The organism is Luteimonas sp. A534 (genome assembly GCF_054072805.1).
On record NZ_JBSVRR010000002.1, the window covers coordinates 615,209 to 637,779 of the forward strand.

The 22,571-nt window shown below is 68.8% G+C and carries 23 protein-coding genes, 1 tRNA gene and 1 pseudogene; 12 read left to right on the plus strand and 13 right to left on the minus strand.

Translation table 11 applies throughout. The features are described from left to right. Positions 1 to 113: 113 nt before the first annotated feature. The 3 genes from ACW5F0_RS07510 to fabA all read right to left on the minus strand — a co-directional run bounded on the left by ACW5F0_RS07510 (position 114) and on the right by fabA (position 3,089). Positions 114 to 1,226, minus strand: coding sequence for an alkene reductase (locus ACW5F0_RS07510; RefSeq protein WP_456999426.1), 1,113 nt, complete (start codon positions 1,224 to 1,226; stop codon positions 114 to 116). Between the two features lie 139 nt (positions 1,227 to 1,365). Beyond that, positions 1,366 to 2,574, minus strand: coding sequence for a beta-ketoacyl-ACP synthase I (fabB, locus tag ACW5F0_RS07515; RefSeq protein ID WP_456965584.1), 1,209 nt, complete (start codon positions 2,572 to 2,574; stop codon positions 1,366 to 1,368). Further along, the gene (gene fabA, locus ACW5F0_RS07520) at positions 2,574 to 3,089 is read right to left on the minus strand and encodes a bifunctional 3-hydroxydecanoyl-ACP dehydratase/trans-2-decenoyl-ACP isomerase (protein ID WP_456965583.1); all 516 of its coding nucleotides are present in this window, start codon (positions 3,087 to 3,089) and stop codon (positions 2,574 to 2,576) included. The genes fabB and fabA overlap by 1 nt, the downstream gene beginning before the upstream one ends. 200 nt (positions 3,090 to 3,289) lie before the next feature. Between fabA and ACW5F0_RS07525 the strand changes: the two genes are divergently transcribed. After that, positions 3,290 to 3,631, plus strand: a complete 342-nt coding sequence (locus tag ACW5F0_RS07525; RefSeq protein ID WP_456965582.1) for a YnfA family protein — start codon at positions 3,290 to 3,292, stop codon at positions 3,629 to 3,631. A 131-nt stretch (positions 3,632 to 3,762) separates the two neighbouring features. Here ACW5F0_RS07525 and ACW5F0_RS07530 read toward each other — a convergent pair whose 3' ends face one another. Further along, positions 3,763 to 4,140 (minus strand): hypothetical protein, encoded by a 378-nt coding sequence (locus ACW5F0_RS07530; RefSeq protein WP_456965581.1) that lies wholly within the window; start codon positions 4,138 to 4,140, stop codon positions 3,763 to 3,765. A 56-nt stretch (positions 4,141 to 4,196) separates the two neighbouring features. Here ACW5F0_RS07530 and ACW5F0_RS07535 point away from each other — a divergent pair, with 56 nt between their 5' ends. The 3 genes from ACW5F0_RS07535 to ACW5F0_RS07545 all read left to right on the plus strand — a co-directional run bounded on the left by ACW5F0_RS07535 (position 4,197) and on the right by ACW5F0_RS07545 (position 6,500). Further along, the gene (locus tag ACW5F0_RS07535; RefSeq protein WP_456999428.1) at positions 4,197 to 5,210 is read left to right on the plus strand and encodes an XAC2610-related protein; all 1,014 of its coding nucleotides are present in this window, start codon (positions 4,197 to 4,199) and stop codon (positions 5,208 to 5,210) included. Positions 5,211 to 5,272: 62 nt separating this feature from the next. Further along, positions 5,273 to 5,467 carry a hypothetical protein gene (locus tag ACW5F0_RS07540; RefSeq protein WP_456999429.1) on the plus strand — a complete coding sequence of 65 codons (195 nt, stop codon included), beginning with the start codon at positions 5,273 to 5,275 and terminating at the stop codon, positions 5,465 to 5,467. Beyond that, the gene (locus ACW5F0_RS07545; RefSeq protein ID WP_456965578.1) at positions 5,418 to 6,500 is read left to right on the plus strand and encodes a peptidoglycan-binding domain-containing protein; all 1,083 of its coding nucleotides are present in this window, start codon (positions 5,418 to 5,420) and stop codon (positions 6,498 to 6,500) included. Before ACW5F0_RS07540 ends, ACW5F0_RS07545 begins: the two co-directional genes overlap by 50 nt. A gap of 139 nt (positions 6,501 to 6,639) precedes the next feature. Here the strand turns inward: ACW5F0_RS07545 and ACW5F0_RS07550 are convergent. The 3 genes from ACW5F0_RS07550 to dtd all read right to left on the minus strand — a co-directional run bounded on the left by ACW5F0_RS07550 (position 6,640) and on the right by dtd (position 9,188). After that, a tRNA-Ile gene (locus ACW5F0_RS07550) sits at positions 6,640 to 6,715 on the minus strand. 85 nt (positions 6,716 to 6,800) lie between these two features. Then, positions 6,801 to 8,693 carry an RNA polymerase sigma factor RpoD gene (gene rpoD / locus ACW5F0_RS07555; protein ID WP_456965543.1) on the minus strand — a complete coding sequence of 631 codons (1,893 nt, stop codon included), beginning with the start codon at positions 8,691 to 8,693 and terminating at the stop codon, positions 6,801 to 6,803. A 54-nt stretch (positions 8,694 to 8,747) separates the two neighbouring features. Continuing rightward, positions 8,748 to 9,188: a D-aminoacyl-tRNA deacylase gene (gene dtd / locus ACW5F0_RS07560; RefSeq protein WP_456965542.1), complete on the minus strand. Its 441-nt coding sequence runs from the start codon at positions 9,186 to 9,188 to the stop codon at positions 8,748 to 8,750. A gap of 45 nt (positions 9,189 to 9,233) precedes the next feature. Between dtd and ACW5F0_RS07565 the strand changes: the two genes are divergently transcribed. The 4 genes and pseudogenes from ACW5F0_RS07565 to ACW5F0_RS07580 all read left to right on the plus strand — a co-directional run. Continuing rightward, positions 9,234 to 10,160, plus strand: a complete 927-nt coding sequence (locus tag ACW5F0_RS07565) for a lauroyl acyltransferase (protein ID WP_456965541.1) — start codon at positions 9,234 to 9,236, stop codon at positions 10,158 to 10,160. Positions 10,161 to 10,318: 158 nt separating this feature from the next. Continuing rightward, entirely contained in the window at positions 10,319 to 10,774 is a 456-nt protein-coding gene (locus ACW5F0_RS07570) for a PH domain-containing protein (RefSeq protein WP_456999495.1), read from the plus strand. Then, entirely contained in the window at positions 10,761 to 12,254 is a 1,494-nt protein-coding gene (locus ACW5F0_RS07575) for a PH domain-containing protein (RefSeq protein ID WP_456999430.1), read from the plus strand. The genes ACW5F0_RS07570 and ACW5F0_RS07575 overlap by 14 nt, the downstream gene beginning before the upstream one ends. A 130-nt stretch (positions 12,255 to 12,384) precedes the next feature. Continuing rightward, positions 12,385 to 13,014 (plus strand): annotated as a pseudogene (locus tag ACW5F0_RS07580) (glycosyltransferase family 2 protein); the annotation flags it as partial. Here the strand turns inward: ACW5F0_RS07580 and ACW5F0_RS07585 are convergent. From ACW5F0_RS07585 to ACW5F0_RS07595, 3 genes are read right to left on the minus strand one after another with little or no spacing between them, the layout of a single operon-like run. Continuing rightward, positions 12,968 to 14,005, minus strand: coding sequence for a CDP-glycerol glycerophosphotransferase family protein (locus ACW5F0_RS07585; protein WP_456999431.1), 1,038 nt, complete (start codon positions 14,003 to 14,005; stop codon positions 12,968 to 12,970). The pseudogene ACW5F0_RS07580 and the gene ACW5F0_RS07585 sit on opposite strands and share 47 nt — an antisense overlap. A gap of 35 nt (positions 14,006 to 14,040) precedes the next feature. Continuing rightward, entirely contained in the window at positions 14,041 to 14,856 is an 816-nt protein-coding gene (locus ACW5F0_RS07590) for a glycosyltransferase family 2 protein (protein ID WP_456999432.1), read from the minus strand. A gap of 31 nt (positions 14,857 to 14,887) precedes the next feature. Then, entirely contained in the window at positions 14,888 to 15,712 is an 825-nt protein-coding gene (locus ACW5F0_RS07595) for a glycosyltransferase family 25 protein (RefSeq protein WP_456965537.1), read from the minus strand. A gap of 177 nt (positions 15,713 to 15,889) precedes the next feature. Between ACW5F0_RS07595 and ACW5F0_RS07600 the strand changes: the two genes are divergently transcribed. Next, complete coding sequence (locus ACW5F0_RS07600; protein WP_456965536.1) at positions 15,890 to 16,663, plus strand: FkbM family methyltransferase; 774 nt, start codon at positions 15,890 to 15,892, stop codon at positions 16,661 to 16,663. A gap of 23 nt (positions 16,664 to 16,686) precedes the next feature. Here the strand turns inward: ACW5F0_RS07600 and rsmB are convergent, their stop codons facing one another. Genes rsmB through def form a run of 3 tightly spaced genes read right to left on the minus strand, consistent with a single transcriptional unit; the run spans position 16,687 to position 19,445 of the window. Continuing rightward, entirely contained in the window at positions 16,687 to 17,979 is a 1,293-nt protein-coding gene (gene rsmB / locus ACW5F0_RS07605) for a 16S rRNA (cytosine(967)-C(5))-methyltransferase RsmB (RefSeq protein WP_456965535.1), read from the minus strand. Continuing rightward, positions 17,976 to 18,893, minus strand: coding sequence for a methionyl-tRNA formyltransferase (gene fmt, locus ACW5F0_RS07610; RefSeq protein WP_456999433.1), 918 nt, complete (start codon positions 18,891 to 18,893; stop codon positions 17,976 to 17,978). Before fmt ends, rsmB begins: the two co-directional genes overlap by 4 nt. A gap of 39 nt (positions 18,894 to 18,932) precedes the next feature. After that, a complete protein-coding gene (gene def, locus ACW5F0_RS07615; protein ID WP_456965533.1) occupies positions 18,933 to 19,445 on the minus strand; it encodes a peptide deformylase in 513 nt (170 codons plus the stop codon). A 198-nt stretch (positions 19,446 to 19,643) separates the two neighbouring features. Between def and ACW5F0_RS07620 the strand changes: the two genes are divergently transcribed. The 3 genes from ACW5F0_RS07620 (at position 19,644) to ACW5F0_RS07630 (ending at position 22,485) form a co-directional block, all read left to right on the plus strand. Further along, positions 19,644 to 20,759, plus strand: a complete 1,116-nt coding sequence (locus tag ACW5F0_RS07620; protein ID WP_456999434.1) for a LysM peptidoglycan-binding domain-containing protein — start codon at positions 19,644 to 19,646, stop codon at positions 20,757 to 20,759. Positions 20,760 to 20,834: 75 nt separating this feature from the next. Continuing rightward, positions 20,835 to 21,983, plus strand: a complete 1,149-nt coding sequence (gene dprA, locus ACW5F0_RS07625; RefSeq protein ID WP_456965531.1) for a DNA-processing protein DprA — start codon at positions 20,835 to 20,837, stop codon at positions 21,981 to 21,983. A 28-nt stretch (positions 21,984 to 22,011) separates the two neighbouring features. Continuing rightward, positions 22,012 to 22,485: a DUF494 family protein gene (locus ACW5F0_RS07630; RefSeq protein WP_456965530.1), complete on the plus strand. Its 474-nt coding sequence runs from the start codon at positions 22,012 to 22,014 to the stop codon at positions 22,483 to 22,485. The last annotated feature ends 86 nt before the right edge of the window (positions 22,486 to 22,571 follow it).

The following is a 22,571-nucleotide window of genomic DNA, read 5'->3' on the forward strand; positions in this document are numbered from 1 at the left end:
ATAGTGCAGCAGTGGGGTGTCTTCGGGTGGTTTTGTCGTCAAGCGGGTTTGGCACTTTCGCCGCATCATCGCACTACGCATCCGCAGCCGCCGGGCACCCCGCCCGGGCCGGGTCAGGCGGGTTCGGCAGCCGCCTGGTACACCGGGTAGTCGATGTAGCCGGCCGCGGAGCCACCATAGAAACTGGCGTTGTCGGCCTCGGCCAGCGGCCAGTCGTTGCGCAGGCGCTCGACCAGGTCCGGATTGGCGATGAACGGGCGACCGAAGGCGACCAGATCGGTGAGCCCGGCGGCCAGGTCTGCTTCGGCAAGTTCGCGCGTGTAGTTGCCCGCCAGGACGAGCGTTCCACCGGCATACGCCGCGCGGTAAGCCTTGAGGAAGTCCTCGCCGCCACCGGCCAGGATCGCATCGCGGTTGCTGAGGTGCACGTAGGCGAGATCACGCGTGGCCAGCTCGCGGGCCAGCGCAAGCCCCGTGTCCGCTTCGCCATCGAACGCCTGCATGTCGAACACGCGGTTGAACGGCGACAGGCGGATGCCCGTGCGATGGTTGCCCACGGCCGCGGCGACGGCGTCGACGGTCTCGAGCACGAAGCGCAGGCGATTGGCGATGTCGGCGCCGCCGTAACGGTCGTCGCGCACGTTCAGTCCGCCGTTGATGAACTGCTCGAACAGGTAGCCGTTGGCGCCGTGGATCTCGACGCCGTCGAAGCCCGCCTCGATCGCATTGCGCGCGGCGGCGGCGAAGTCCGCGGTGATGCCCGCCAGTTCGTCCGCGGCCAGCGCGCGCGGCGTGCTGGTCGGTATCTGCCCGGGCGTGCCGTCCTCGCGATAACCGAAGGCCTGCACCCCTTCCGCGGCCTTCGCGACCGAGCTCACCGGTGCGCGCTCACCCGGCTGCACCGAGCAGTGCGCGACGCGACCCACGTGCCACAGCTGCGCGAAAATCGCGCCGCCGGCGTCGTGCACCGCGGAGGTGACCGCCTTCCAACCCTCCACCTGGGCCCTGGAATGCAGGCCCGGCGTGAACAGGTAGCCGCGCGCCTGCTCCGAAACCTGCGCGCCTTCGGTGACGATCAACCCGGCGCCCGCGCGCTGCGCGTAGTAGGTCGCGGTGAGCGCGTCGGGCACGGTGCTCGGCGCGCGAGAACGGGTCATGGGAGCCATGACGATGCGGTTGCGCAGCGCAAGGCCGCGCAGGTCATGACGGTCGAAAAGTGTGCTCATGCAGTGGGTCCGGTGTTCCAGTGACGTATGCGGTCAATCTACGTCGCAGGCCCCGCTGGCGGGAGTCCTGCAGTGGAACGATGGATCCCGGACACGCCGTGCCGCGGCGTCATTCAAGGCCGCGGCACGACGCTGCGTATCAGACGCGCGCGAACACCAGGCTGCCGTTGGTGCCACCGAAGCCGAAGCTGTTCGACATCACCGTGTCGAGCTTCGCCTCGCGGCTTTCGCGCACGACCGGGAAGCCCTCGGCGCGCGGGTCGAGCTGGTCGATGTGCGCCGATCCGGCGATGAAGCCGTCACGCATCATCAGCAGGCTGTAGATCGCCTCGTGCACGCTGGCCGCACCGAGCGAATGCCCCGTCAAGGCCTTGGTCGACGACAGCGGCGGCATCGCGTCGCCGAACGCCGCGCGCACCGCCTCGAGCTCGACGATGTCGCCCAGCGGGGTCGATGTGCCGTGGGTGTTCAGGTAGTCCACCGGCGCGTGCACGGATGCCAGTGCGTTCTTCATGCAGCGCACCGCGCCTTCGCCGCTGGGTGCGACCATGTCGGCGCCATCGGACGTCACGCCATAGCCGACCAACTCGGCATGGATGGTCGCGCCGCGCGCCTTCGCGTGCTCGTATTCCTCGAGCACGAGCATGCCGCCGCCGCCGGCGATGACGAAGCCGTCGCGGCCGGCGTCATAGGGACGCGAGGCTACCGCGGGCGTGTCGTTGAAGCCGGACGACAGCGCGCCCATGGCATCGAACATGACGCTCATCGCCCAGTGCTCTTCCTCGCCGCCGCCGGCAAAGACCACGTCCTGCGCGCCGTGCCGGATCAGGTCCGCGGCCGCGCCGATGCAGTGCGCCGAAGTCGCGCACGCGGCCGAGATCGAATAGCTCAGGCCGAGGATCCCGAATGCGGTGGCCAGCGTGGCCGAGACCGTCGAGCACATCGTGCGCGGCACCATGTACGGCCCGACCTTGCGCACGCCCTTGTCGCGCAGCAGGTCGGCGGTGGCGACCTGCCACTCCGCCGAGCCACCGCCGGAGCCGGCGATCACGCCCACGCGCGGGTCGCTGACCTTGTCGGGCGACAGGCCCGCGTGCGCGATCGCATCCCGCATCGCCACCCACGCATACGCGGCGGCATCGCCCATGAAGCGCTTGCGCTTGCGGTCGATCTCGGCCTCCAGGTCGATCACCGGCACGCCGGCAACCTGGCTGCGCAGGCCCAGCTCGGCGTACTTCGGCACCGCGGTGATGCCACTGCGACCCTCGCGCAGCGCGCGCGAGACGTCATCAAGTTTGTTTCCAAGGCACGAGACGATGCCCATGCCGGTCACGACTACGCGACGCATCAGTTGTCCTCCAGGTCCTTGAACAGGCCCACGCGCATGCTGCGCACGACGTAGATCTCACGGTCGTCGACGAACGTGCGGCCATCGGCGATCACCATCGGCACCTTGCCGCGCATCACCCGGCGGATGTCGATTTCGTAGCCCACGCGCTTCGCGCTCGGCAGTACCTGGCCGGAGAACTTGAGTTCACCGCAGCCCAATGCCCGGCCGCGGCCGGGTTCGCCCAGCCAAGGCAAGTAGAAGCCAGCGAGCTGGAACATCGCGTCAAGGCCGAGGCAACCCGGCATCACCGGGTCGGCCAGGAAGTGGCATTCGAAAAACCACAGGCCCGGATCGATGTCGAGCTCGGCCTGGATCACGCCCTTTCCGTAGGCCCCGCCATCACTGGAGATGTGGGTGATGCGGTCCATCATCAGCATCGGCGGGGCCGGCAGGCGAGCATTGCCCTCGCCGAACATTTCGCCGCGGCCACAGGCCAGCAGCTGCTCGCGATCGAGCGAAGAAGGACGGGTCATGAGGCTCCTGTTCACGGACGGCCGGAGGGCCGAAAAAGACCGTCATTTTTACCACACTGGCGGGCGGCGCATTGACGCAGGTCAACGTCCCGGAGCGCACTTCCCGGACGCGGACCAATGCGCTTGCGTATGGTGCGCCGGCCAGGTGAGGTGGCGATGACATACTCGTGGATTGCCATGACAGCGGGCCGCCGCAGCCGATGAGTCCCCTGCTTGTTTTCAAGGTCGCCACGCTGTTCGCGGTCACCGCGCTGGCCGAGATCGTCGGCTGCTGGGTGGTGCTGCTGTGGCGCAAGGACGGCGGCAGCCCGTGGCTCCTGGTGCCGGCCGCGGCCAGCCTGGCGCTGTTTGCCTGGTTGCTGACCCTGCATCCGGTCGCGTCGGGCCGGATCTATGCCGCGTACGGCGGCATCTACGTTGCGACCGCGCTGGCCTGGCTGGTCTGGGTGGACCGGGTGCCGCTCAATCGGATCGACCTGCTCGGCGGCGGGCTGATCCTGGCCGGGGCGCTGGTGATGATTGCCGGACACTGGCGCGCCTGAAGAACGACCGCGCGAATTGCGCGGCTTGCAACGAAAAATCGCGCGGCCGTGGCCAGACGACGAGGACTGACCACGACCACGCGACACGATCCCGCGACGTTGGACCGTCGCACGGTTCGTCAAGTGACGGATTACATCCCGTCGGTGTTGTTCTCGCCGTCGGCGGCCGCGTTGGCTTCCTCGGCGGCGTCCTGCGCCTGCTCGGCCGCGTCGGCAGCCTTTTCGGCGGCGTCGGACAGGTCGTCGCGGCGGGTCATTTCATCGCCGGTGCCGACCTGGCCCGCGATCTGCGCGGAGGCATCGGCTGCGGCGTCGGCCGCATCGGCAGCGGCCTGGGCCGAGTGGGCCGCAGCGCTGTCACCGGTGGCCGCAGCGTGCTGCGCGGCCTGCTGCGCTTCGGTGGCCGACTCGGCGGCTTCCTGGGCGGAATTGGCAGCCTGGTCGGTGTTGCTGCAGGCCGCGAGGGCCGTGGCGAAGCCGAGGGCAAGAAGGGTCTTGGCAGTATTCATGGACATCTCCGGATCTGACGCCTTGGTGCGCCGTGGCGGGCACGATGCACTCCGGCATGTCGCTGCGGCGCGAAGACGGCATACCCCCATCGTGCGGCATTCAGGTTCGGAGCACATTTGAATCGGGTAGCCGCAAATTCCGGGAGTGCGTTGCGACCGCAGGCGACGACTCTCAAGCACGGGGGCTCTGTCTGGACGAGGAGCTGGCCTATCGGCAACGGAGCATGGGCGCGCTCTATCAGGAATGGGCGGCCAACCTCGACTCAACGCAGCGCGGTGTCCTGCACGCTGAACATCGCACTTGGCAGCAGGAGACCGACCGGCTGTGTGGCCCGGCAGCCGGAGCCCCACCCGTCGGCCAGGTCTGCCGGCTGGAACGCATCATGGCGCGATACGACGTACTGAACCGCCGGCTATCAAACGCCACAGCGGGGCACTGGGCCGAGGATATGCCCGACGCCAATGGCACGCTGGAAATGCGACTGGGCGATGCCGTGATCACCATGCAATCGGATGGCTGTTCTGATCGCCTGCCAAGCAAACTGATCTGCAGCAACGCCCGGCTGAGCGTCTCGACTCCGACGCTGCACCGGCAGACGCTGTTGCTACCGGAAGTCTGGCTTCCAAGGGCACTCCCTACAGATCGCTACCCAGCTGAGACCGGGTTCCGCGGACCATCGCACGCGGGCTTCGCCGAGAGCTGGCATGGGATCATGCTGTCCGACGTCAATGCAGACGAGCACGAAGACTTGATGGTCTGGAGTGGTCCCGACGGCAGCTATGGCGACCCCTCGTACACCTATTACCTGTACGACCCGAAGACCCAACGACTGGTCGAGAACACCGCGCTGGCGGAGCTGATGGAAGGCCATTCCTTGTCGCGAATCGTCGATGGCCGCCTGTTCGCGTGGTACCGCAGCGGACCGTGCGATCGCGGCGAGAGAACGATAGAGGTGCGATACGGCGCTCCCAGGATCGTGGAGAGCACGAATTACAGTACTTGCGGCAAGGACGGTCCGGAGCTTGATGACGCCCGCGAGCAATCAGAATCGCAAAGAGAAGCGCGGTGAGTGATGGATACGGATACAGCGCGGCCTCCCCGATCACCCGGGAGCAAACGGTCCGACTGATCGTGCAGACCTGTCTGGAAGAAGGGGTCACGGACGAACGTCAGATCGCCTACGTCCTGGCGACCGCGGAGCACGAAAGCCGGAACTTTACCAGCCTCGAAGAAGACTATGGCCGCAAGCAGGCAGCGGTGAGAGGCTACAAGGGCGGTGAGCGAGAAGGCTATGGGAGCGGCGAGGAATACTTCGGCCGCGGTTAGGCACATCTCACCCACTATCAAAACTACCGGACGCGGCCTGGACGATTACATCACGGCGGACAATGCCGATTATCAAAACGCCCGCAGGATCGTCAACGGAACTGACCGGGCCGCAGATATCGCCGCGCTGGCGCGCGCACGGGAGCCGGATGTCGCCGATCTGGTGACCTCGGTCCAGCGCGACGGCGTCGACCTGACGCCGGTGCCTGCGACACGCGAGGCCGACGCACCCCTGCAGCGAGGCGACGCGAACGCGCGCGCGTTCGAGTTGCAGCAATACCTGTCGGCACTGAATATCACCCATGCAGCGGGCCGGCCCTTGTCTGCCGACGGCGACTTCGGGCCTTCGACCGAGCGGGCGGTGCTCAGCTACCAGGACATGGCAGGTATCGCTCCGCGGACCGGAACGGTGGATCAGGCCCTGTTCGACCAGATCCGGGGCGAGGTGCTGCGAGCCGATCCGAATTTCCGGCTCAAGACCATCATGGACCTGTACGGACCGCTGAACGACCGCGTGCTCGACCCCGGCGACCGCGGCGATGCGGTCGCCGACCTGCAGGAGCAACTGAGTGGGCTCGGCTACCGTGGAAGTGATGGGCAGTTCCTGCGCATCAGCCGTCGCTATGATGCGGATACGCAAGCTGCCGTTCGTCGGTTCCAAGGCGACGAGAACATCGTCCCCGAGAGCGGACTGGCGGATGAGCAGACCCGCGACGCGATCAATGCCCGCGCAGTGGAGCGCGACCTACCCGAAGCTGTCGAGGTGATCCGCCGAAGGGAGGAAGCTCAGAACGCACAACAGCCGCGACAAGAACCGGCACAGGAAGGAAACGGCCCGGTGGAAGATCGCCAAGGCATGCTCCAGCCCCAGACCGGCCCGTTCAATGACCCATTTGTGGACCGTTACCTCGCCGCCGTCATGGCCGGCGACAGCGATCTGGCCGACCGATCGCTGGACCAGCAACAAGCCTTGGAACAGCAGCAATTGGAAGAACGGCAGAGGGCCCAGCCGGGACCGGTCATGCAAATGTGACTCGCATGCACATGACAGAATCAAAGGAATACCACCATTCGATCCTGCTGCTTGTTCTTCTCGTCGGCTGTGCGGCGTTAGGTGCAGCGTGGGACAAACTTTGATTTAACGAACAAGGGGCAGCCGAAGGGCTGAGTGTTGGTGGGCCCACCAGGACTCGAACCTGGAACCAAAGGATTATGAGTCCTCTGCTCTGACCATTGAGCTATAGGCCCCTCGCAGCGGGATTATCGCAACTCCACGCCCAAAAACACGAAGCCCCGCTTTCGCGGGGCTCCATGACGTGCCTGTACTGCCGGCTCACTCGATGTCGAGGAAGCTCCGCAGCTGCTCGGAGCGGCTCGGGTGCCGCAGCTTGCGCAGCGCCTTGGCTTCGATCTGGCGGATGCGCTCGCGGGTGACGTCGAACTGCTTGCCGACCTCTTCCAGCGTGTGATCGGTGTTCATGTCGATGCCGAAGCGCATGCGCAGCACCTTCGCCTCCCGCGGGGTGAGGCCGGCAAGCACGTCGTGCACGGTCTCGGAGAGGTTGGTGTTGGTGGTCGCGTCCACCGGGGACTCCACGTTGGTGTCCTCGATGAAATCGCCCAGGTGGGAGTCCTCGTCGTCGCCGATCGGGGTCTCCATGGAGATCGGCTCCTTGGCGATCTTCATGACCTTGCGGATCTTGTCCTCGGGCATGTCCATCTCCTTCGCAAGCTCCTCCGGCGTGGCCTCGCGGCCGAACTGCTGGAGCATCTGGCGGGAGATGCGGTTCAACTTGTTGATCGTCTCGATCATGTGCACCGGGATGCGGATGGTGCGCGCCTGGTCGGCGATCGAGCGGGTGATGGCCTGGCGGATCCACCAGGTCGCATACGTGGAGAACTTGTAGCCGCGGCGGTATTCGAACTTGTCGACCGCCTTCATCAGGCCGATGTTGCCTTCCTGGATGAGGTCGAGGAACTGCAGGCCGCGGTTGGTGTACTTCTTGGCGATGGAGATGACCAGGCGCAGGTTGGCCTCGACCATTTCCTTCTTGGCCTTGCGCGCCTTGGCTTCGCCGTAGGCCATGGTGCGGGTGATCTCGCGCAGGTCGGCGAGCGTCACCATCATGGCCTTCTCGATATCGAGCGTGGCCTGCTGCTCGGCGACGATCTGTTCCTTGACGTCGCGCAGGCCGCTGGCCCACTTCTGCTTGCGCTTGAGCAGGTCCTCCACCCACTCGAGATTGGTCTGGTTGCCGTCCCAGGCGCGGATGAAGTCCTTGCGCGGCATCTTGGCGACGCGGGTGGAGAGGTCCAGGATGCGGCGCTCGTGGTCCTTGATCTGGCCGGCCACGTCGCGCAGCTTGCGCACCAGCACGTCGGTCAGCGGCAGCGGCAGCTTGAAGCTGGTGAAGGTGGCGGCCATCTCCTCGCGGAGCTTCAGCGCCTGCTTGGCACTCGGGCCGTTCTTGGCCACGGTCTTCTGGAACTTGGCGTACGCGGCACCCATTTCCTCCATGCGGCGCGCGACCTCGGCCGGGTCCGGGCCGGTGGGGCCGGTCTCTTCGGCGGCGGCGTCGTCCTTGTCGTCTTCGGCGTCTTCGTCGGCTTCCTCATCGGCGCCTTCGGCACCCGCCTTGGCGGGCTCGGCGGCGGGCGCGGGAGCGGGCGGGGCGACCGGTGGCTCGGGATCGTCAAGGCCGTCGGTGAACCCGACCACGATCTCGGCCAGGCGCTTCTTGCCGGCCTTGTGCAGCTCGAAATCCTCGAGCAGCAGCTCGACCGACCAGGGGAAGGTCGCCAGCGCGGCGCCCATCTGGTTAAGGCCTTCCTCGATGCGCTTGGCGATCGCGATCTCGCCCTCGCGGGTCAGCAGCTCCACGGTGCCCATCTCGCGCATGTACATGCGCACGGGATCGGTGGTGCGGCCGCCCTCGCCGTCGAGCGCGGTCAGCGTCGCGGCGGCTTCCTCGGCGGCGGTGTCGTCGACGTCGCGGCCACCGCTGGATTCGCCGGCCAGCAGCAGGGTCTCGGCATCCGGGGTGGTTTCATGCACCTGGATACCCATGCTGTTGATCATGCCGATGATGTCTTCGATCTGCTCCGCGTCGACGAGATCGTCGGGCAGGTGATCGTTGACCTCGGCATAGGTCAGATAGCCCTGCTCGAGCCCCTTGGAAATCAGGAGCTTGATGTCGGACTGCGGGGCTGGACGCTCGATCGCCATGTGGCGCTCACCGTAGAAAGGGGAACCCGTAATTATACCATCCGGCGCGAGGGCTCAGGACCGCAGCAGGAAGGTGACTGGACCGTCATTGACCAGACTTATCGTCATATGGGCCCCGAAGCGGCCAATTTCCACCCCCGGCGGGTGAAGTCGTCGACATTCGGCCACCAGGGCGTCAAAGGTCCGTTCAGCTTCGGCTGGCGGCGCGGCGGTACTGAACCCCGGGCGGAGGCCGGAGCGGGTGTCGGCGGCCAGGGTGAACTGGCTCACCAGCAGCAGTGCGCCACCGGTGTCAGCCAGCGAGCGGTTCATGCGGCCGGCGTCGTCGGCGAAGACCCGGTAGGCCATCAGGCGGGGCGCCATCTTCGCGATATCGGCCGCGCCGTCGCCGGGCTCGATGCCGGCCAGCACCAGCAGGCCCGGGCCGATGGCACCAACGGTCTCGCCGGCCACCTCGACGCTGGCCCGGGTCACGCGTTGCAGCAGCAGGAGCATCTGGAGACAGCCTCGGAATCGGGATCGGCCGGATAGACTCTAGCGATGACCGAGTTCCTCGCAAGCCTGCTGCACGGCGGGGCCAGCGCCGTCGGGCGCCTGCCGTGGGCGCTGCAGCGCGCGCTGGGCAACGCCCTGGGCGGACTGACCCGCCGCTTGGGCACGCGCGAGAGCGTGGTGGCGCTGCGCAACCTGGAGCTCGCGCTGCCCGCGCTGGACCACGCCACGCGCCAGTCCCTGCACCGCGAAGTGATGCGCACCACCGGCCGCCAGGCCATCGAGACCCTGCGCCTGTGGACCCGGCCGCATGGCGAAAACCTGCGCCTCATCCGCGAGACCCACGGCGAAGGCCTGTTCGATGCCGCCATTACCGCCGGTCGCGGTGTGATCGTGGCCGCGCCCCACCACGGCAACTGGGAGCTGCTCAACCAGTGGCTGGCCGCGCGCACGCCGCTGGCGATCCTGTACAAGCCGCCGGAGTCGAAGGTCGGCGAAGCCTTCCTGCGCCGGGTGCGCGCCGATACCGATGCCGACCGCATCACCCAGGTCCGCGCCGAGGGACCTGGCATCCGCCAGCTCTACAAGGTGCTCAAGGCCGGCGGGGTGGTCGGGATCCTGCCGGACCAGCAGCCGAAGGCCGGCGATGGCGTGTTCGCGCCGTTCTTCGGCATCCAGGCGCTCACCATGACCCTGGTCTCGCGGTTGGCCGAACGCAGCGGGGCGACGGTGCTGTTCGCCAGCTGCGAGCGCATCGACGACGACCTGGGCTTCGCGCTGCGCTTCGATGCCGCCCCGGCCGCGCTGTCGGGCTCTGACATCCAGGCCTCCGTTGCGGCGCTCAACGCCGGCGTGGAACACATGGCGCGCCGCGCGCCTGCGCAGTACCAGTGGACCTACAAGCGCTTCACCCTGCGCCCGCCCGGCAGCGGCGAGACCAACCCCTACCGCGACCTGGAGCACGGCCGGCGATGAACGACCCCGACCCCACGGCCGACGCGAAGGCCGGCATCGGTCCCGCGCCCGATCGCGAGTCCGGCCGCGAGTCCGGCACCGACCACGTGCCGCCTCCTGCGCTGGCAACGGAAGACGGCGGCTGGCAGCCGCTGCCCAGGCGCGCCCGGACCCTGTTCATGCTCGGCAACGGCCTCGGCTTCGGTCTGCTGGCGCTGGGCTCGCTGGTGCCGATCGGGCTGCTGCTGCGCGACCACCAGGGCCTGGCCCTGGGCCTGGCGCTGGCCAGCCTGGTGCTGCTGCCCGGCTACGGCCTGTGGCTGGCCCACCGCCAATACCGCACCGCGCGCTGGCTGCTCGACGACACCGGCTTCGGCTGGCGCCGCGGGCGCCTGTGGCACGCCGAGACCCGGGTGCCGCGCACGCGCGTGCAGCACGTCGACCTCAAGCGCGGCCCGCTGGAGCGGCGCTTCGGGCTGTCCACGCTGGTGGTGCATACCGCGGGCACCCGCGACAGCGCGGTCGCCGTGCAGGGCCTGGACGCCGCCGACGCCGAGCGCCTGCGCGACCGCCTGGCGCAGCAGGTCGACGACGACGACGAGCACCTCGCGGACGGCGGCGATGTCGACGCCTGAGGCCGAACGGCGGCTGCACCCCTGGTCGTGGCTGTTCGTGCTGGTGCAGCAGCTCAAGCAGTTCATCATCCCGCTGCTCGCGCTGGTGTTCGTGGGCCGCGGCGACGGCAACGCGCTGTGGCCGCTGATCGGCGTGGCGGTGCTGGCGATGGCCTCGCTCTGGCAGTACTTCACCTACCGCTACCGCGTTGACGACGACCGCCTGGTGGTCCGTGAGGGGCTTCTGGAGCGCAAGGTCCGGCAGATCCCGTTTGCGCGGATCCACAACGTCGCCCTGCACCAGTCGCTGCTGCACCGCGTATTCGGCGTGGCCGAGGTGCGCCTGGAGTCGGCGGCGGGCGGCAAGGCCGAAGCCGAGATGCGCGTGCTGCGCATGGACGAGGCGCTTGCGCTGGAGCGCCTGATCCGCGACCGCGGCACGCGCGCGCATGCGCCGGGGCTGGCGGACGCGTCGATCGATGCTATCCCCGACAGCAGGCTCCTGCTGGCACTGCCGACCGCCGAAGTTGTGCGCCTGGGCCTGGTCAGCAACCGCGGCATGGTGGTGGTGGCCGGCGCGTTCGCGCTCTCCTGGCAAGTGTTCCCGGATCGCTCGATGGCGCGGCTGGTGCGCGATGCCGGCGAACAGGCCTTCGGCTACGCCAGCCACCTGGCGACCGGCTGGGCCGGGCAGGCCGCCGCCGTCGCGGGCTTCGTACTGCTGGCGCTGGTGGTGCTGCGGCTGCTGTCGGTGCTGCTGGCCGTGCTGCAGTTCCACGGGTTCACGCTGCAGGCCCACGGCCGCCGGCTGACGGTTGAACGCGGCCTGCTGACGCGCGTGCGCACCAGCGCCTCACGGCGCCGGATCCAGGCCTGGACGCTGCGCGAAAGCCTTCTGCACCGGCTTATGCGGCGGCGCGCGCTGCATGTCGACACCGCGGTCGGCCAGCAGCAGGAAGGCGACCAGCGCAGCCTGCGCGAGCTGGCGCCGATCGCGATGGCGGACACCTGCGACGCGCTGGTCCGCGAGGTGCTGCCCGGCATCGCCTGGCCGCCGGATGCCTGGCAGCCGCTGCATCCGCGCGCCTGGCAGCGGCTGATGCTGCCCGGGCTGCTGCTGGCCGCACTGGCCGCCGCCGCCGCGTACTGGCGCTTCGGCCCCTGGGGATTGATGGCGCTGGCCTGGGCGCCGTGGGCGGTGTTCGCCGCGCGCCAGCATGCGCGCCGCGCCGGATTCGCCTGCGACGCGCGGCTGGTCGCGGTGCGCGAAGGCTGGTGGTCACGCCACTGGCGCTTTGCCGAGATCGACAAGCTGCAGGCGCTGGAGCTGCGGCAATCGCCGCTGGACCGCCGCTTCGGCATGGCCACGCTGTGGCTGGACACCGCCGGCGCGCGCGCCTCGGGTACTCCGCTGCGGCTGCGGTTCCTGCCCGAGGCCGAGGCGCGCGCGTTGCACGCGCGGCTGGCGGCCGACCTGGCCCGACTTCCGCTGCGCTGGTAGGAGGCCCGCCGGGCCCGCTCAGGCCACGTCGGCCAGCGGCATCGCGTCGACACCGCCTGACCGGATCCCGAACTCGCGCTCCTGGCCGCCGTAGCCCATGCGCTGGTCGAATCCGTTCACGGCCAGCACGTTCGACGGCTTCCGAAGCCAGAAGCAGTTCGCGGTGGAGCAAGCGACCCACAACTGGGTGCTGTGCGTGGATGCCGACGAACGCATCGGCGACGACCTGCGGGCATCAATCGAAACCGCGCACTTGGCCGGGCTGGACCGCGCCGCGGGGTACCGGTTCGCGCGCTGCTCGGAGTACTTCGGCCGCTTCCTGCGCCACGGCAACGCCTATCCCGACCGCAAGCTGCGCCTGTTCGACCGCCGCCGCGGCGGTTGGCGCGGCGATCGCGAGGTCCACGAGAGCGCGAGCGTGGACGGCCCGGTCCTCACCCTGTCCGGCGACCTGCTGCACCTTCCGTTCCGGTCGTTCGAACACCAGCTCGCCAAGGGCCGCCAGTACGCGCAGATGATGGCCGAACACGCCCACGCCCGCGGCAAGCGAGCCACGCTGGCCAAGCTGGTGCTGGCGCCGGCCTGGCGCTTCTGGCGGGGTTACCTGCTGCACGGGGGCTTTCGCGACGGCTGGGCGGGACTGGTGTACGCCTACGTCACCGCCGACACCGCGCGCCAGAAGACCGTGCGCCTGTGGCTGCTGCAGCGCGGCGTCACCAGCGCGCCGGGCCCCAGTAACCGATCCGGCGGCGAAGCTTGAGCTTGCGCCACCAGTTGCGCGGCTTGGGCCGCCGGTTGCGCCCGCCGGCTGCGATGAACGCATCGACCGCCGCGAGCACGCGTTCGCTGCTGCGGCCGTCGCGGTACGGGTGGATGGCGTCGGCGAATTCGCGGATCGCCACCATCAGCTCCGGAGGCCGCGACAGCGCGCGCTCGATCGCCGGCTCGAACGCGGCCACGTCGTCGATGTCGATCAGCTGCGGCCCCGGGCGGCGGTTCTTGAACGTCACCACCGGCTTGCCGGTGAGCAGGAATTCGCTGAGCGCGGACGAGGTGTCCGAACACATCATGTCGACCTGCGGGAACAGCTCGAGGATGTTGTCGTTTTCGGCGAACACCAGGTGTTCGTTCTCCAGCGCCTTGAACTTCGCCACCGTCTCCGCGGCCATCTTGGGGTGGAAGGTGATGATCCAGCGCCAGCGTCCGTCGCGTGACAGGCGCTTGACCTCGTCGTACAGCGTCTCGGCGGCGCTCCACGACGGCGAGAACGTGGAGTGGTACAGGATGACCGGCACGTCGCGCACCGGCGGCAGCGCGCCGGCGATTTCGCGCATGAACGGATCGATCTTGGTCCAGCCGGTCTCGGCCACGCTGAAGTGGCCCTGCGCGTCGGCCAGCGCCTGGAAGCTGCCGGTGTCGCGCGGGCCGGTGGTGCAGTACAGGTCGAAGAACCCGCGGATGTAGATGTGCCGCGGCTTGCCGGCATCGAAGCCGTGGAAGACCTCCACCTTCACGCCCGGGAAGAAGTGCGGCAGGTGGTTGCCGGGCGTGAACACCGCCTCCGGCCGCCAGCGGCGCACGCCGGCGACGTCGAGCAGCACTTCGCCCTCCACCAGGTCCTCGGCGCCCGGCCCGTCGAAGAACCAGGCGGCGTGGTCGCCGCGTGCGCGGATGGCGTCCTGCAGAGGGCGCAGGATCGCCAGCGCATAGCGCTCGGAGCCATACAGCAGGTAGTGGCGCGGCTCGGTCATCGGGTCGGATCCTGGGTGTGGCGCCTGGCGCCGCGTCAGCGGTCGAGGCCGTGGCGCTGCAGCACCACGCGCGCCTGTTCGACGGAATCGGGGTTGCGCACCATCTCGTAGTAGCGGATGCGCTTGTAGACCGCGTAGCTCGCCGCGGTGTGCGCCACCACCAGCCCGCGCCAGCCGTCGAGCACGGCCAGCCGCAGCAGCGCCTCCTTGGCGAACGAGGCGATGTACACCAGCGGCGCCATCCACACGCGCACCGCCCGGCCGCGCTCGAGCCAGTCGCGGCATTTCAGCTCGGCGTAGCGCAGCACTTTCAGCTGCTTGTGCGGCAGGGTCGGGTTGTGGAGGTGCTCGAAGGCGGCGTCGAAGGTTTCGGCGCGGCCTTCCCAGCGCAGCGATTCATGCACGCGCGCATCGCTCCAGCGCGCGCGCTCGCGGTGGTATAGCCGCGCGAGGCGCTCGCCGACCATCGGCCGGTACCAGCGCATCGGTGCGCCCATGTACAGCGTGCGGCGCCGGAGGATGCCCACTGCGGCATCGCCCTCGATCACCTGCGGCAGCCGGGCGGCGAGCTCCACCGCCAGCTCCGGGCTGAGGTATTCGTCGGCGTCGAGCACCAGGATCCACGGATGCGCGGCCTGGGTGGTCGCGAAGTTGCGCTGCGCGCCGAAGCCGAGCCAGTCCTGGTGCACCACGCGGGCACCGTGGGCGCGGGCGATGGCGATCGTGTCGTCATCGCTGCCGCTGTCGATGATCAGTTTTTCCGCAGCGAAGGGCACGCTGTCGAGGCAGCGCGCGATGTTCGCCGATTCGTTGTGGGTGATGACGACCAGGGAAAGAGGCAGCACGGGCATGCCGCCATTCTAGATCACTCCTGCACCGGCCTCAGTCCGGCGGTGCGCTCCGGCGCAGGCGCGCAGGCAGGTTGTGCAGGAACCAGCGCAGGCTCAGCCAGGCGCGGTAGGCCTCGCGCGTCACCCAGCCCGTCACGCCCACGCCGGCCTTCTTCCTGCCATCGACCCGGATGGTCGAATCGAATACGTCGCCGCCGGACACCACGCCGGGCTTGAGGCCCAGGCACTCCACGCCGTGCAGCCACGCCAGGTCCATGTAATCGTCGACCGGCAGCACCCACTCCGTGGCATGGCGCAGGAATCGCTCCGCCGCCGCCGGGGTCAGGTAGTAGCCGAACGTGCACATCGGGCTGCGCCAGTAACGATGCAGGACGAAGCCCCCGAAGCGTCGCCAGGGCACGCTGGCCCGGTTCGCCGCGTGCAGGCGGAAATACCCGACCTCCGCGGGTACGAGAGGCAAGGCATGCAGCAGTTCCGGAAAGCGCGGGCCCAGAAGGATGTCGTCTTCGAAAACGATCATCGGCTTTCCGCTTGCGACGCACTGTTGCCAGAGCAGGTAATGGCTGGCCCAGCAGCCTATTTCGCCCGGCCGGAACGGCCTGCCCTTGCGGGCCTGCCGCTTGCCGGCATGAACCCGCGCGAACAGGGGATGGGAATCGCCGCCATTCACGGCCTCGAAGAACGTCAGCGACAATCCCAGCGCGGCAGCCTGCGCTTCCATCGATGCGCGGCGCTCGGTCGAGCGCGGCAAATTGACCACATGCAGCGCCAAATCCGTCACGCGACGTGCGTCCTGCACCAATGACGGCACTCGAATCCCAGGGAATCGCTCCACTTGTTGTACATTCGCCGCCACTCAATGCGCGCGTAAAGCCAGACGGATCGACCACGAGCATGCAGCATACCCGCACCATGCGTGACCGCGCATCCTGGCCAAGCGGGTGAAAGGAAGACACGGAATCCCATGAGGGAAACCAGGCGCTGAAAGTCTCTTTGGCGCTCCAGAAGCGAAGACCCCACGACAGGAAAAACCATGCTGCGGAAAATCAGGATGTATCTCACGGCCGCGGGGCTTCCGGGAATTCTGGCTGCCGCAAGAGCCGGCGCCACGAACTCGGTCGTGAAGCTGAAGCTGAAGAAGAGCCACCTCAAACACCCGATTCTGCTGCGCATCCCCTCGTCGGACGTGCCGACGTACCGGCAGGTCTTCATCGACAAGGAATACGCCTTCCATACGGAGAGGGCGCCCGAGGTAATCATCGACGCGGGCGCCAACATAGGCCTGGCATCGGTTTATTTCGCGAATAAGTACCCTGACGCGAAGATCATCGCCATCGAACCCGAGAAGAGCAATTTCGAGCTCCTGAAGGAAAATACATCCCCCTATCCGAACATCATTCCCCTCCAGGCCGCGCTGTGGAACAGGAACGAGGAAATAAACCTGGTCGATCCGGGGCTCGGAAAATGGGGCTTCATGACCGACGGGAAGCAGTCGTCAGGGGAATCGCCGGACAACGTGTGCCACGCGGTCAAGGCCCTTACCGTCGATAGGATCATCGAGGATTACGGCCTCGAGAGAGTGAACATCCTGAAGGTGGACATCGAAGGCGCGGAAAAGGAAGTCTTCTCCGACACTTCCGCCTGGATCGACTCGGTCGACTCGATCATCGTCGAGCTCCATGAGCGCATGAAGCCTGGCTGCAATCGCAGCTTCTACGTTGGCTCGAACGGATTCGACCACGAATGGAGCCAAGGGGAAAACGTCTATCTATCCAGGTGCGGCTTCCCGATAACGCGTCTCGCCTGACCCTGGCCTGCCACGCGCCGAATTCAGCCGGCGCCCGTCAACCGGGCGTAGAAGAAGCCATCCATGCCCTGTTCGCCCGGCAGGCGTTGCCGCCCGGGACCGGCGGCATGGCCATGGCGATCGTCGAGCGGGTCCGCGTGCGCATCGGGCGTGCGGGCGAGAAAGGCCGCGACCTGTCGTTCGTTTTCGTCCTTCAGGATCGAACAGGTCGCGTACACCAGCACGCCGCCGGGTTTCAGCACCTTCCAGCACGCGTCCAGCAATCGCGACTGCAAGACGATCAGCGAAGCCAGGTCTTCGGGGCGGCGATGCAGCAACACGTCCGGTTGCCGGCGCACGATGCCGGTCGCCGAACATGGCGCATCGAGCAGCACCGCGTCGAACGGCGCGCCATCCCACCAGCCGGCGGTGTCGGAGGCGTCGGCGGCGCGCAGCTCGGCACCGCTACCGACGCCGATGCGCGCCCAGCCTTCGCGGACACGGACGAGACGCGCGGGGTCGATGTCGAGGGCGACCAGGCGCAGCGCCGGATCACGTTCCATCAGGTGTGCGGACTTGCCGCCCGGCGCGACGCATGCGTCGAGCACGCGCGCACCCGCGGCTGGGGCGAGCATGTCGGCGACCCGCTGCGCAGCGCCGTCCTGCACCGACAGCACGCCCTCGGCGAAGCCGGGCAGCGTGGCGACGGGCAGCGAGCCTTCGATGCGCAGCGCGTCGGCCATGCCGTCCACGGCGGCCGCGTCGATGCCGGCCTCCTGCAGGCGCGCCAGACTTGTATCGCGGTCGCCGCGCTGGCGGTTCACGCGCAGCCAGGTGGGCGCCGGCTGCGCGCTGGCGGCGAAGATCGCGTCGGCGTCGTCCGGCCAGTCGCCGCGCACGCGCTCGCGCAGCCATGCCGGCCACGCGGCTTCGGCGGCCAGCACCGGCAGGCCTTCGCGCTGGGCGCGGCGCAGCAGGGCGTTGACCAGCTTGGCCTGATGGGCGCGGCCGATCACCCGCGCGGCATCCACGGTGGCGGCGAGCGCGGCATGTGGCGCGAGCCCCAGCGGATCGAGCTGGGCAAAGCCGGCGTGCAGCAAGGCGCGCAGGTCGCCATCACGGTGGCCCAGCGGCTTCGGGATCCATGCCGCCAGCGCGGCGTCGGCGCGTGCGTGCTGGCGCAGCGCGGCGAAGCAGATCGCCTCGACCAGTGCGCGGTCGCGGGTGTCGGGGAGCGCGGGCAGCGCCTGGGCGAGTTCGGCCTTCAGCGAGCGGCCGCGGTTGAGGACCGCGTCGAGCACGCGCGCGGCGGCGGCGCGCGACGCGGCACCGCTCATGGCGCCAGGTCGCGGCGGGCGTTGATGTAGTCGGCCGCGGTGATCGCCTTGCCGCCGTCACGCTGCAGCACGCGGATGCGCAGCGCGCCGCTGCCGCAGGCCACGTCGATACCCTCGCGTCCCGCCGCAAGCACGGTACCGGGCGCTGCGACCGCAGCCGCATCGACCGCGATCGCGCCGTGGATGCGCACGCGCTCGCCGGCCAGCTGCGCTTCCGCCACCGGCCAGGGATTGAAGGCGCGGACCTTGCGCGCAAGCGCTTCGGCAGGCAGCGCCCAGTCGAGCTTGGCTTCGGCCTTGTCCAGCTTGTGCGCGTAGGTCACGCCCGCCTCCGGCTGCGGCTGCGGCACCGGACGGATGCCGGCACGCAGCAGGCCGAGGCCGTCGGACAGCACCTGGGCGCCGAGTTCCGCGAGACGGTCGTGCAGCTCGCCGCCGGTTTCGGCATCGCCGATCGACAGCGACTGCGACAGCAGCACCGGGCCGGTGTCGAGGCCCTTCTCCATCCGCATCAGGCAGACGCCGGTTTCGGCATCGCCGGCTTCGATCGCGCGCTGGATCGGCGCCGCACCGCGCCACCGCGGCAGCAGCGAGGCGTGAACGTTCCAGCAGCCTTCGGCGGGGATGTCGAGGATCTTCTGCGGCAACAGCAGCCCATAGGCCACCACCACCATCAGGTCGGGCTTCAGCGCGCGCAGCGCATCGCGCGCCAGCTGCGTCTTCAGGCTTTCGGGCTGCAGCACGGGAATGCCGCGCGCCAGCGCTTCGCGCTTCACCGGCGAGGCCTGCAGCCCGCGGCCGCGACCGGCCGGACGGTCGGGCTGGGTGTACACCGCCACCACCTCGGCCTTGCCGCAGGCGGCGCGCAGCGAACGCACCGCGAATTCGGGCGTCCCCGCGAACACGATCTTCATCGCGCAGGCCCCGCGCCCGCAGTCCCCGCGTGGCGGCGCTCAGTCATGCCGCCGCATCTTTTCGTACTTCTTCATCGCCCGGTCGCGCTTGAGCGGCGACAGGTAGTCGATGAAGAGCTTGCCGTCCAGGTGATCGACCTCGTGCTGCACGCAGGTGGCGAGCAGGCCATCGACGGCCATGGTGAACGGCTTGCCGTGGCGATCGAGCGCTTCGACCTCGATGCCGTCGGCACGGGTGACGTCGGCGAAGATCCCCGGGATCGACAGGCAGCCTTCCTGGTGCACGCGCAACTCGGCCGAACGCTCACGGATCACCGGGTTGATGAACACCAGCGGCTGCTCGCGGCCTTCGGTGACGTCGACGATCATGAAGCGCTCGTGGACGTCGACCTGCGTGGCTGCAAGACCAATGCCCGGTGCTTCGTACATGGTCTCGAACATGTCGTCGAGCAGGCGCTGGAACGCAGGGTCGGCGATGCCGGCCGCTTCGCGCTCGGCGGCGACCTTGCGCAGGTTCGGATGGGGGTGCTCGAGGATCGTGATCAGGGACATGCGGGCGTGTGGTAAAGGGTGGCAGCCGTCACAACCGTGCGGCACGGGGGTCAATTGTAGCGTCCGCAGGCTTGCGCCGGATCGGTTCCTGTAGGCATAGTGCGGCCGCTATACGGGGAAATCTCCAAGGGGAGCAGGTAGATGGCCGGTAAGCTTCAGCGCCTTTCTCAAGCGCTACGCACGGGTGTTGCGGTAGCAATGCTCACGGTGGCGACGTACGCGGCGGCTCAGGGCCTGCGCGGCGACCACCCGGATACGTATGTCGTCCAGCGCGGCGATACGCTTTGGGATATTTCGGGCCGCTTCCTCGAGAAGCCCTGGCTGTGGCCGGAGATCTGGCAGGCCAACCCGCAGATCGCGAATCCGCACCTCATCTACCCGGGCGACGTGATCAGCCTGGCCTATCTCAACCGCGTCGGCGTGACCCCCGGCCCGCGGACCGAGGCGGCCGCGATCAACGCCGTTCCCCTGTCCGAGGTCGAGCCCTTCCTCAAGGACCTGCGCGTGGTCGACGACTTCGACCACATGCCCTACGTGGTGGGCCTGGAAGACGACCGCATGCGCGCCAGCCGCGGACAGGTCGTCTATGTGCGCGGCCTGGAAGGCGCCACCGCCGGTGCACGCTACGCGGTGCTGCGCCCCACGGTGCGCTACACCCACCTGCTGCGTTCGGGCTGGTGCTGCGACACCTTCGGCAAGGACGAGCTCGACGCCACCGGCCGTCGCAGCGTCGACTTCGGCAAGTTCTGGGCCAACGTCGTCATGCCCGACAAGGGCCAGGAGTCGCTGGGCTACGAGCTGATGCGCGTCACCGCCGGCACCGTGACCCGCGGCGAAGTGGGCGGCATCCAGGCCAGCACCCTGCTGCTCGACGAGGAGGGCCGCGAGGTCCGCATCGGCGACCGCGTGGTGCCGGTGGACGCCCAGGCCTACGACCTGCAGTTCTTCCCGCACCCGCCGAAGGTCCAGACCGACTACGGCAAGGCGCGCGTGCTGGCGGTGACCGACATGCTCACCTCCGGCGGCCCACGCGACGTGATCGCGCTGTCGGTCGGCGCCCGCGAGGGCGTGGACAACGGCACCGTGTTCTCGATCTGGCGCGAAGGCAGCAACGTCGTCGACCGCGTCGAGAAGGGCCTGCACCGCGACGAGGCCACCGTGTTCTTCGAGAACAAGGTGCGCCTGCCCGACGAGTTCGCCGGCCACGTCATGGTGTTCCGCACCTTCGACCGCATGAGCTACGGCCTGGTCATGGACAGCGTCAAGCCGACGCGCGTGGGCTACCACCTGAAGCATCCGGACGCGCCTTACTGAGGCCGCGGCCTTTACCGACTGCAACATGCGACGGCGCCCCAGGGCGCCGTCGCCGTTTCCGGGCCACGCTGGGCCATGGACAGCGAAGACACCCTGGCGCTCCTGCGGCTGCTCGCCGCGGGCGGGCGCAGCGAACCCCGGCGCAGGCTGCTCAAGAGCCATGGCAGCGCCACGGCGGCGCTCACGGCCGGGCGCACGGCCTGGCGCGCCGCCGGCCTGGACGCCGCCCAGCAGGGCGCCCTGTCCGCCCGCAGCGCCAGTGACGATATCGCGCGATGGCGGCGCTGGCTCCAGGCCGCGCCCGGCCACCGGGTCATCGGCCTGCACCAGCCGGACTATCCCTCGCTGCTGGCCCGCCTCGGCAATGCACCCCTGGCGATCTGGGTGCTGGGCGATCCCGACCTTCTCTGGCACCCGTCCGTGGCCGTGGTCGGCAGCCGCGCGGCCAGCGCGGGCGGCCTCAGGAACGCCTTCGACTTCGCTCGCGCCTTCGCCGTCTCGGGCCTGGCGGTCACCAGCGGCATGGCCGCCGGCATCGATACCGCCGCCCACGAGGGCGCGCTGGCGGCGCCGGCCGGACGCACCATGGCCGTGCTCGGCACCGCCATCGACCGGCCCTACCCGCAGCGGAACATCGCGCTCTACGGGCGCATCGCAGCCACGGGCACGGTGGTCAGCGAGGTGCCGCCCGGCATGGCGTACAGCAGCGGCGCGTTTCCCAGCCGTAACCGGATCCTGATGGGCCTGTCGCTGGGCGTGGTGGTGGTCGAGGCGGCGCTGCGCTCCGGCGCCGCGATCACCGCCCGCCTGGCCGGCGAGGCGGGACGGGAGGTCTTCGCCATCCCGGGCTCGATCCACAACCCCAAGGCCCGCGGCTGCCACCGCCTGATCCGCGACGGCGCCGGACTGGTGGAGACGCCGGCCGAAGTCGTTCAGGCGCTGGCCCCGGTGGCGACCAGCCTGGGCGATGACTTGCGCGGGCGTCTGGCCGCCCCCATTGAAGTGCCCGGGACCGCCGACGGGGTGGCCGGCACCGCCGGCCTGCCCGCAGGCTCCGACCACCAGCGCTTGTGGCACGCGCTGGGCCACGACCCCACAGGTATGGATGACCTGGTCTCGCGCACCGGATTGACGGCCGCGGAACTAGGCAGCATGCTGCTGCTCATGGAGCTGGAGGGTCGTGTCGCGGTCGAGCACGGCCGGTATTCCCGAAAGTCTCAGTAACGCGCCCCCGGGCGCAGGCCGGGGGGAAATGAAAGAGAGCATCCTGGACGTCCTGCTCTATCTGTTCGAACACTACTTCACCGAAGACGCGGACCCCGTCCGCGACCGCGATTCCCTGCAGAGCGGCCTGCTCCAGGCCGGATTCAGCCCTGCCGAAACCAGCAAGGCCTTCGACTGGCTCGACGCCCTCGCCGCCCAGCGCCCGGTGGACGCCGCGCCGCGCGCGGACGGACCCACGCGCCTGTTTTCCCAGCGCGAGGAAGCCAAGCTGGACGTCGAAAGCCGGGGTTTCCTGATGTTCCTGGAGCAGCACGGCGTGATCGACGCCGACCGCCGCGAGCTCGTGGTCGATCGCGCGATGGCGCTCGACCAGGACGAACTCGACCTCGACGACCTCAAGTGGGTCGTGCTGATGGTGCTGTTCAACCAGCCCGGGGCCGAGGCGGCCTACGCCTGGATGGAAACCCAGATGTTCGTGGACGAGCCGGAAACGGTGCACTGATCCACGCAAAGCCGCTTGACAGTCCCATTGCGGCCGTGATTCCACTATAAAGAGCGTCCGTCGCGCGCCCGGGGCCTCCGTCCCGG

Bases quoted from the DNA above. Each gene is read 5' to 3' on its own strand.
- ACW5F0_RS07510 (WP_456999426.1), bottom strand. From the start codon at position 1,226: ATGAGCACACTTTTCGACCGTCATGACCTGCGCGGCCTTGCGCTGCGC.
- fabB (WP_456965584.1), bottom strand. From the start codon at position 2,574: ATGCGTCGCGTAGTCGTGACCGGCATGGGCATCGTCTCGTGCCTTGGA.
- fabA (WP_456965583.1), bottom strand. From the start codon at position 3,089: ATGACCCGTCCTTCTTCGCTCGATCGCGAGCAGCTGCTGGCCTGTGGC.
- ACW5F0_RS07525 (WP_456965582.1), top strand. From the start codon at position 3,290: ATGAGTCCCCTGCTTGTTTTCAAGGTCGCCACGCTGTTCGCGGTCACC.
- ACW5F0_RS07530 (WP_456965581.1), bottom strand. From the start codon at position 4,140: ATGAATACTGCCAAGACCCTTCTTGCCCTCGGCTTCGCCACGGCCCTC.
- ACW5F0_RS07535 (WP_456999428.1), top strand. From the start codon at position 4,197: ATGTCGCTGCGGCGCGAAGACGGCATACCCCCATCGTGCGGCATTCAG.
- rpoD (WP_456965543.1), bottom strand. From the start codon at position 8,693: ATGGCGATCGAGCGTCCAGCCCCGCAGTCCGACATCAAGCTCCTGATT.
- dtd (WP_456965542.1), bottom strand. From the start codon at position 9,188: ATGCTCCTGCTGCTGCAACGCGTGACCCGGGCCAGCGTCGAGGTGGCC.
- ACW5F0_RS07565 (WP_456965541.1), top strand. From the start codon at position 9,234: ATGACCGAGTTCCTCGCAAGCCTGCTGCACGGCGGGGCCAGCGCCGTC.
- ACW5F0_RS07570 (WP_456999495.1), top strand. From the start codon at position 10,319: ATGCTCGGCAACGGCCTCGGCTTCGGTCTGCTGGCGCTGGGCTCGCTG.
- ACW5F0_RS07575 (WP_456999430.1), top strand. From the start codon at position 10,761: ATGTCGACGCCTGAGGCCGAACGGCGGCTGCACCCCTGGTCGTGGCTG.
- ACW5F0_RS07585 (WP_456999431.1), bottom strand. From the start codon at position 14,005: ATGACCGAGCCGCGCCACTACCTGCTGTATGGCTCCGAGCGCTATGCG.
- ACW5F0_RS07590 (WP_456999432.1), bottom strand. From the start codon at position 14,856: ATGCCCGTGCTGCCTCTTTCCCTGGTCGTCATCACCCACAACGAATCG.
- ACW5F0_RS07600 (WP_456965536.1), top strand. From the start codon at position 15,890: ATGCTGCGGAAAATCAGGATGTATCTCACGGCCGCGGGGCTTCCGGGA.
- rsmB (WP_456965535.1), bottom strand. From the start codon at position 17,979: ATGAGCGGTGCCGCGTCGCGCGCCGCCGCCGCGCGCGTGCTCGACGCG.
- fmt (WP_456999433.1), bottom strand. From the start codon at position 18,893: ATGAAGATCGTGTTCGCGGGGACGCCCGAATTCGCGGTGCGTTCGCTG.
- def (WP_456965533.1), bottom strand. From the start codon at position 19,445: ATGTCCCTGATCACGATCCTCGAGCACCCCCATCCGAACCTGCGCAAG.
- ACW5F0_RS07620 (WP_456999434.1), top strand. From the start codon at position 19,644: ATGCTCACGGTGGCGACGTACGCGGCGGCTCAGGGCCTGCGCGGCGAC.
- dprA (WP_456965531.1), top strand. From the start codon at position 20,835: ATGGACAGCGAAGACACCCTGGCGCTCCTGCGGCTGCTCGCCGCGGGC.
- ACW5F0_RS07630 (WP_456965530.1), top strand. From the start codon at position 22,012: ATGAAAGAGAGCATCCTGGACGTCCTGCTCTATCTGTTCGAACACTAC.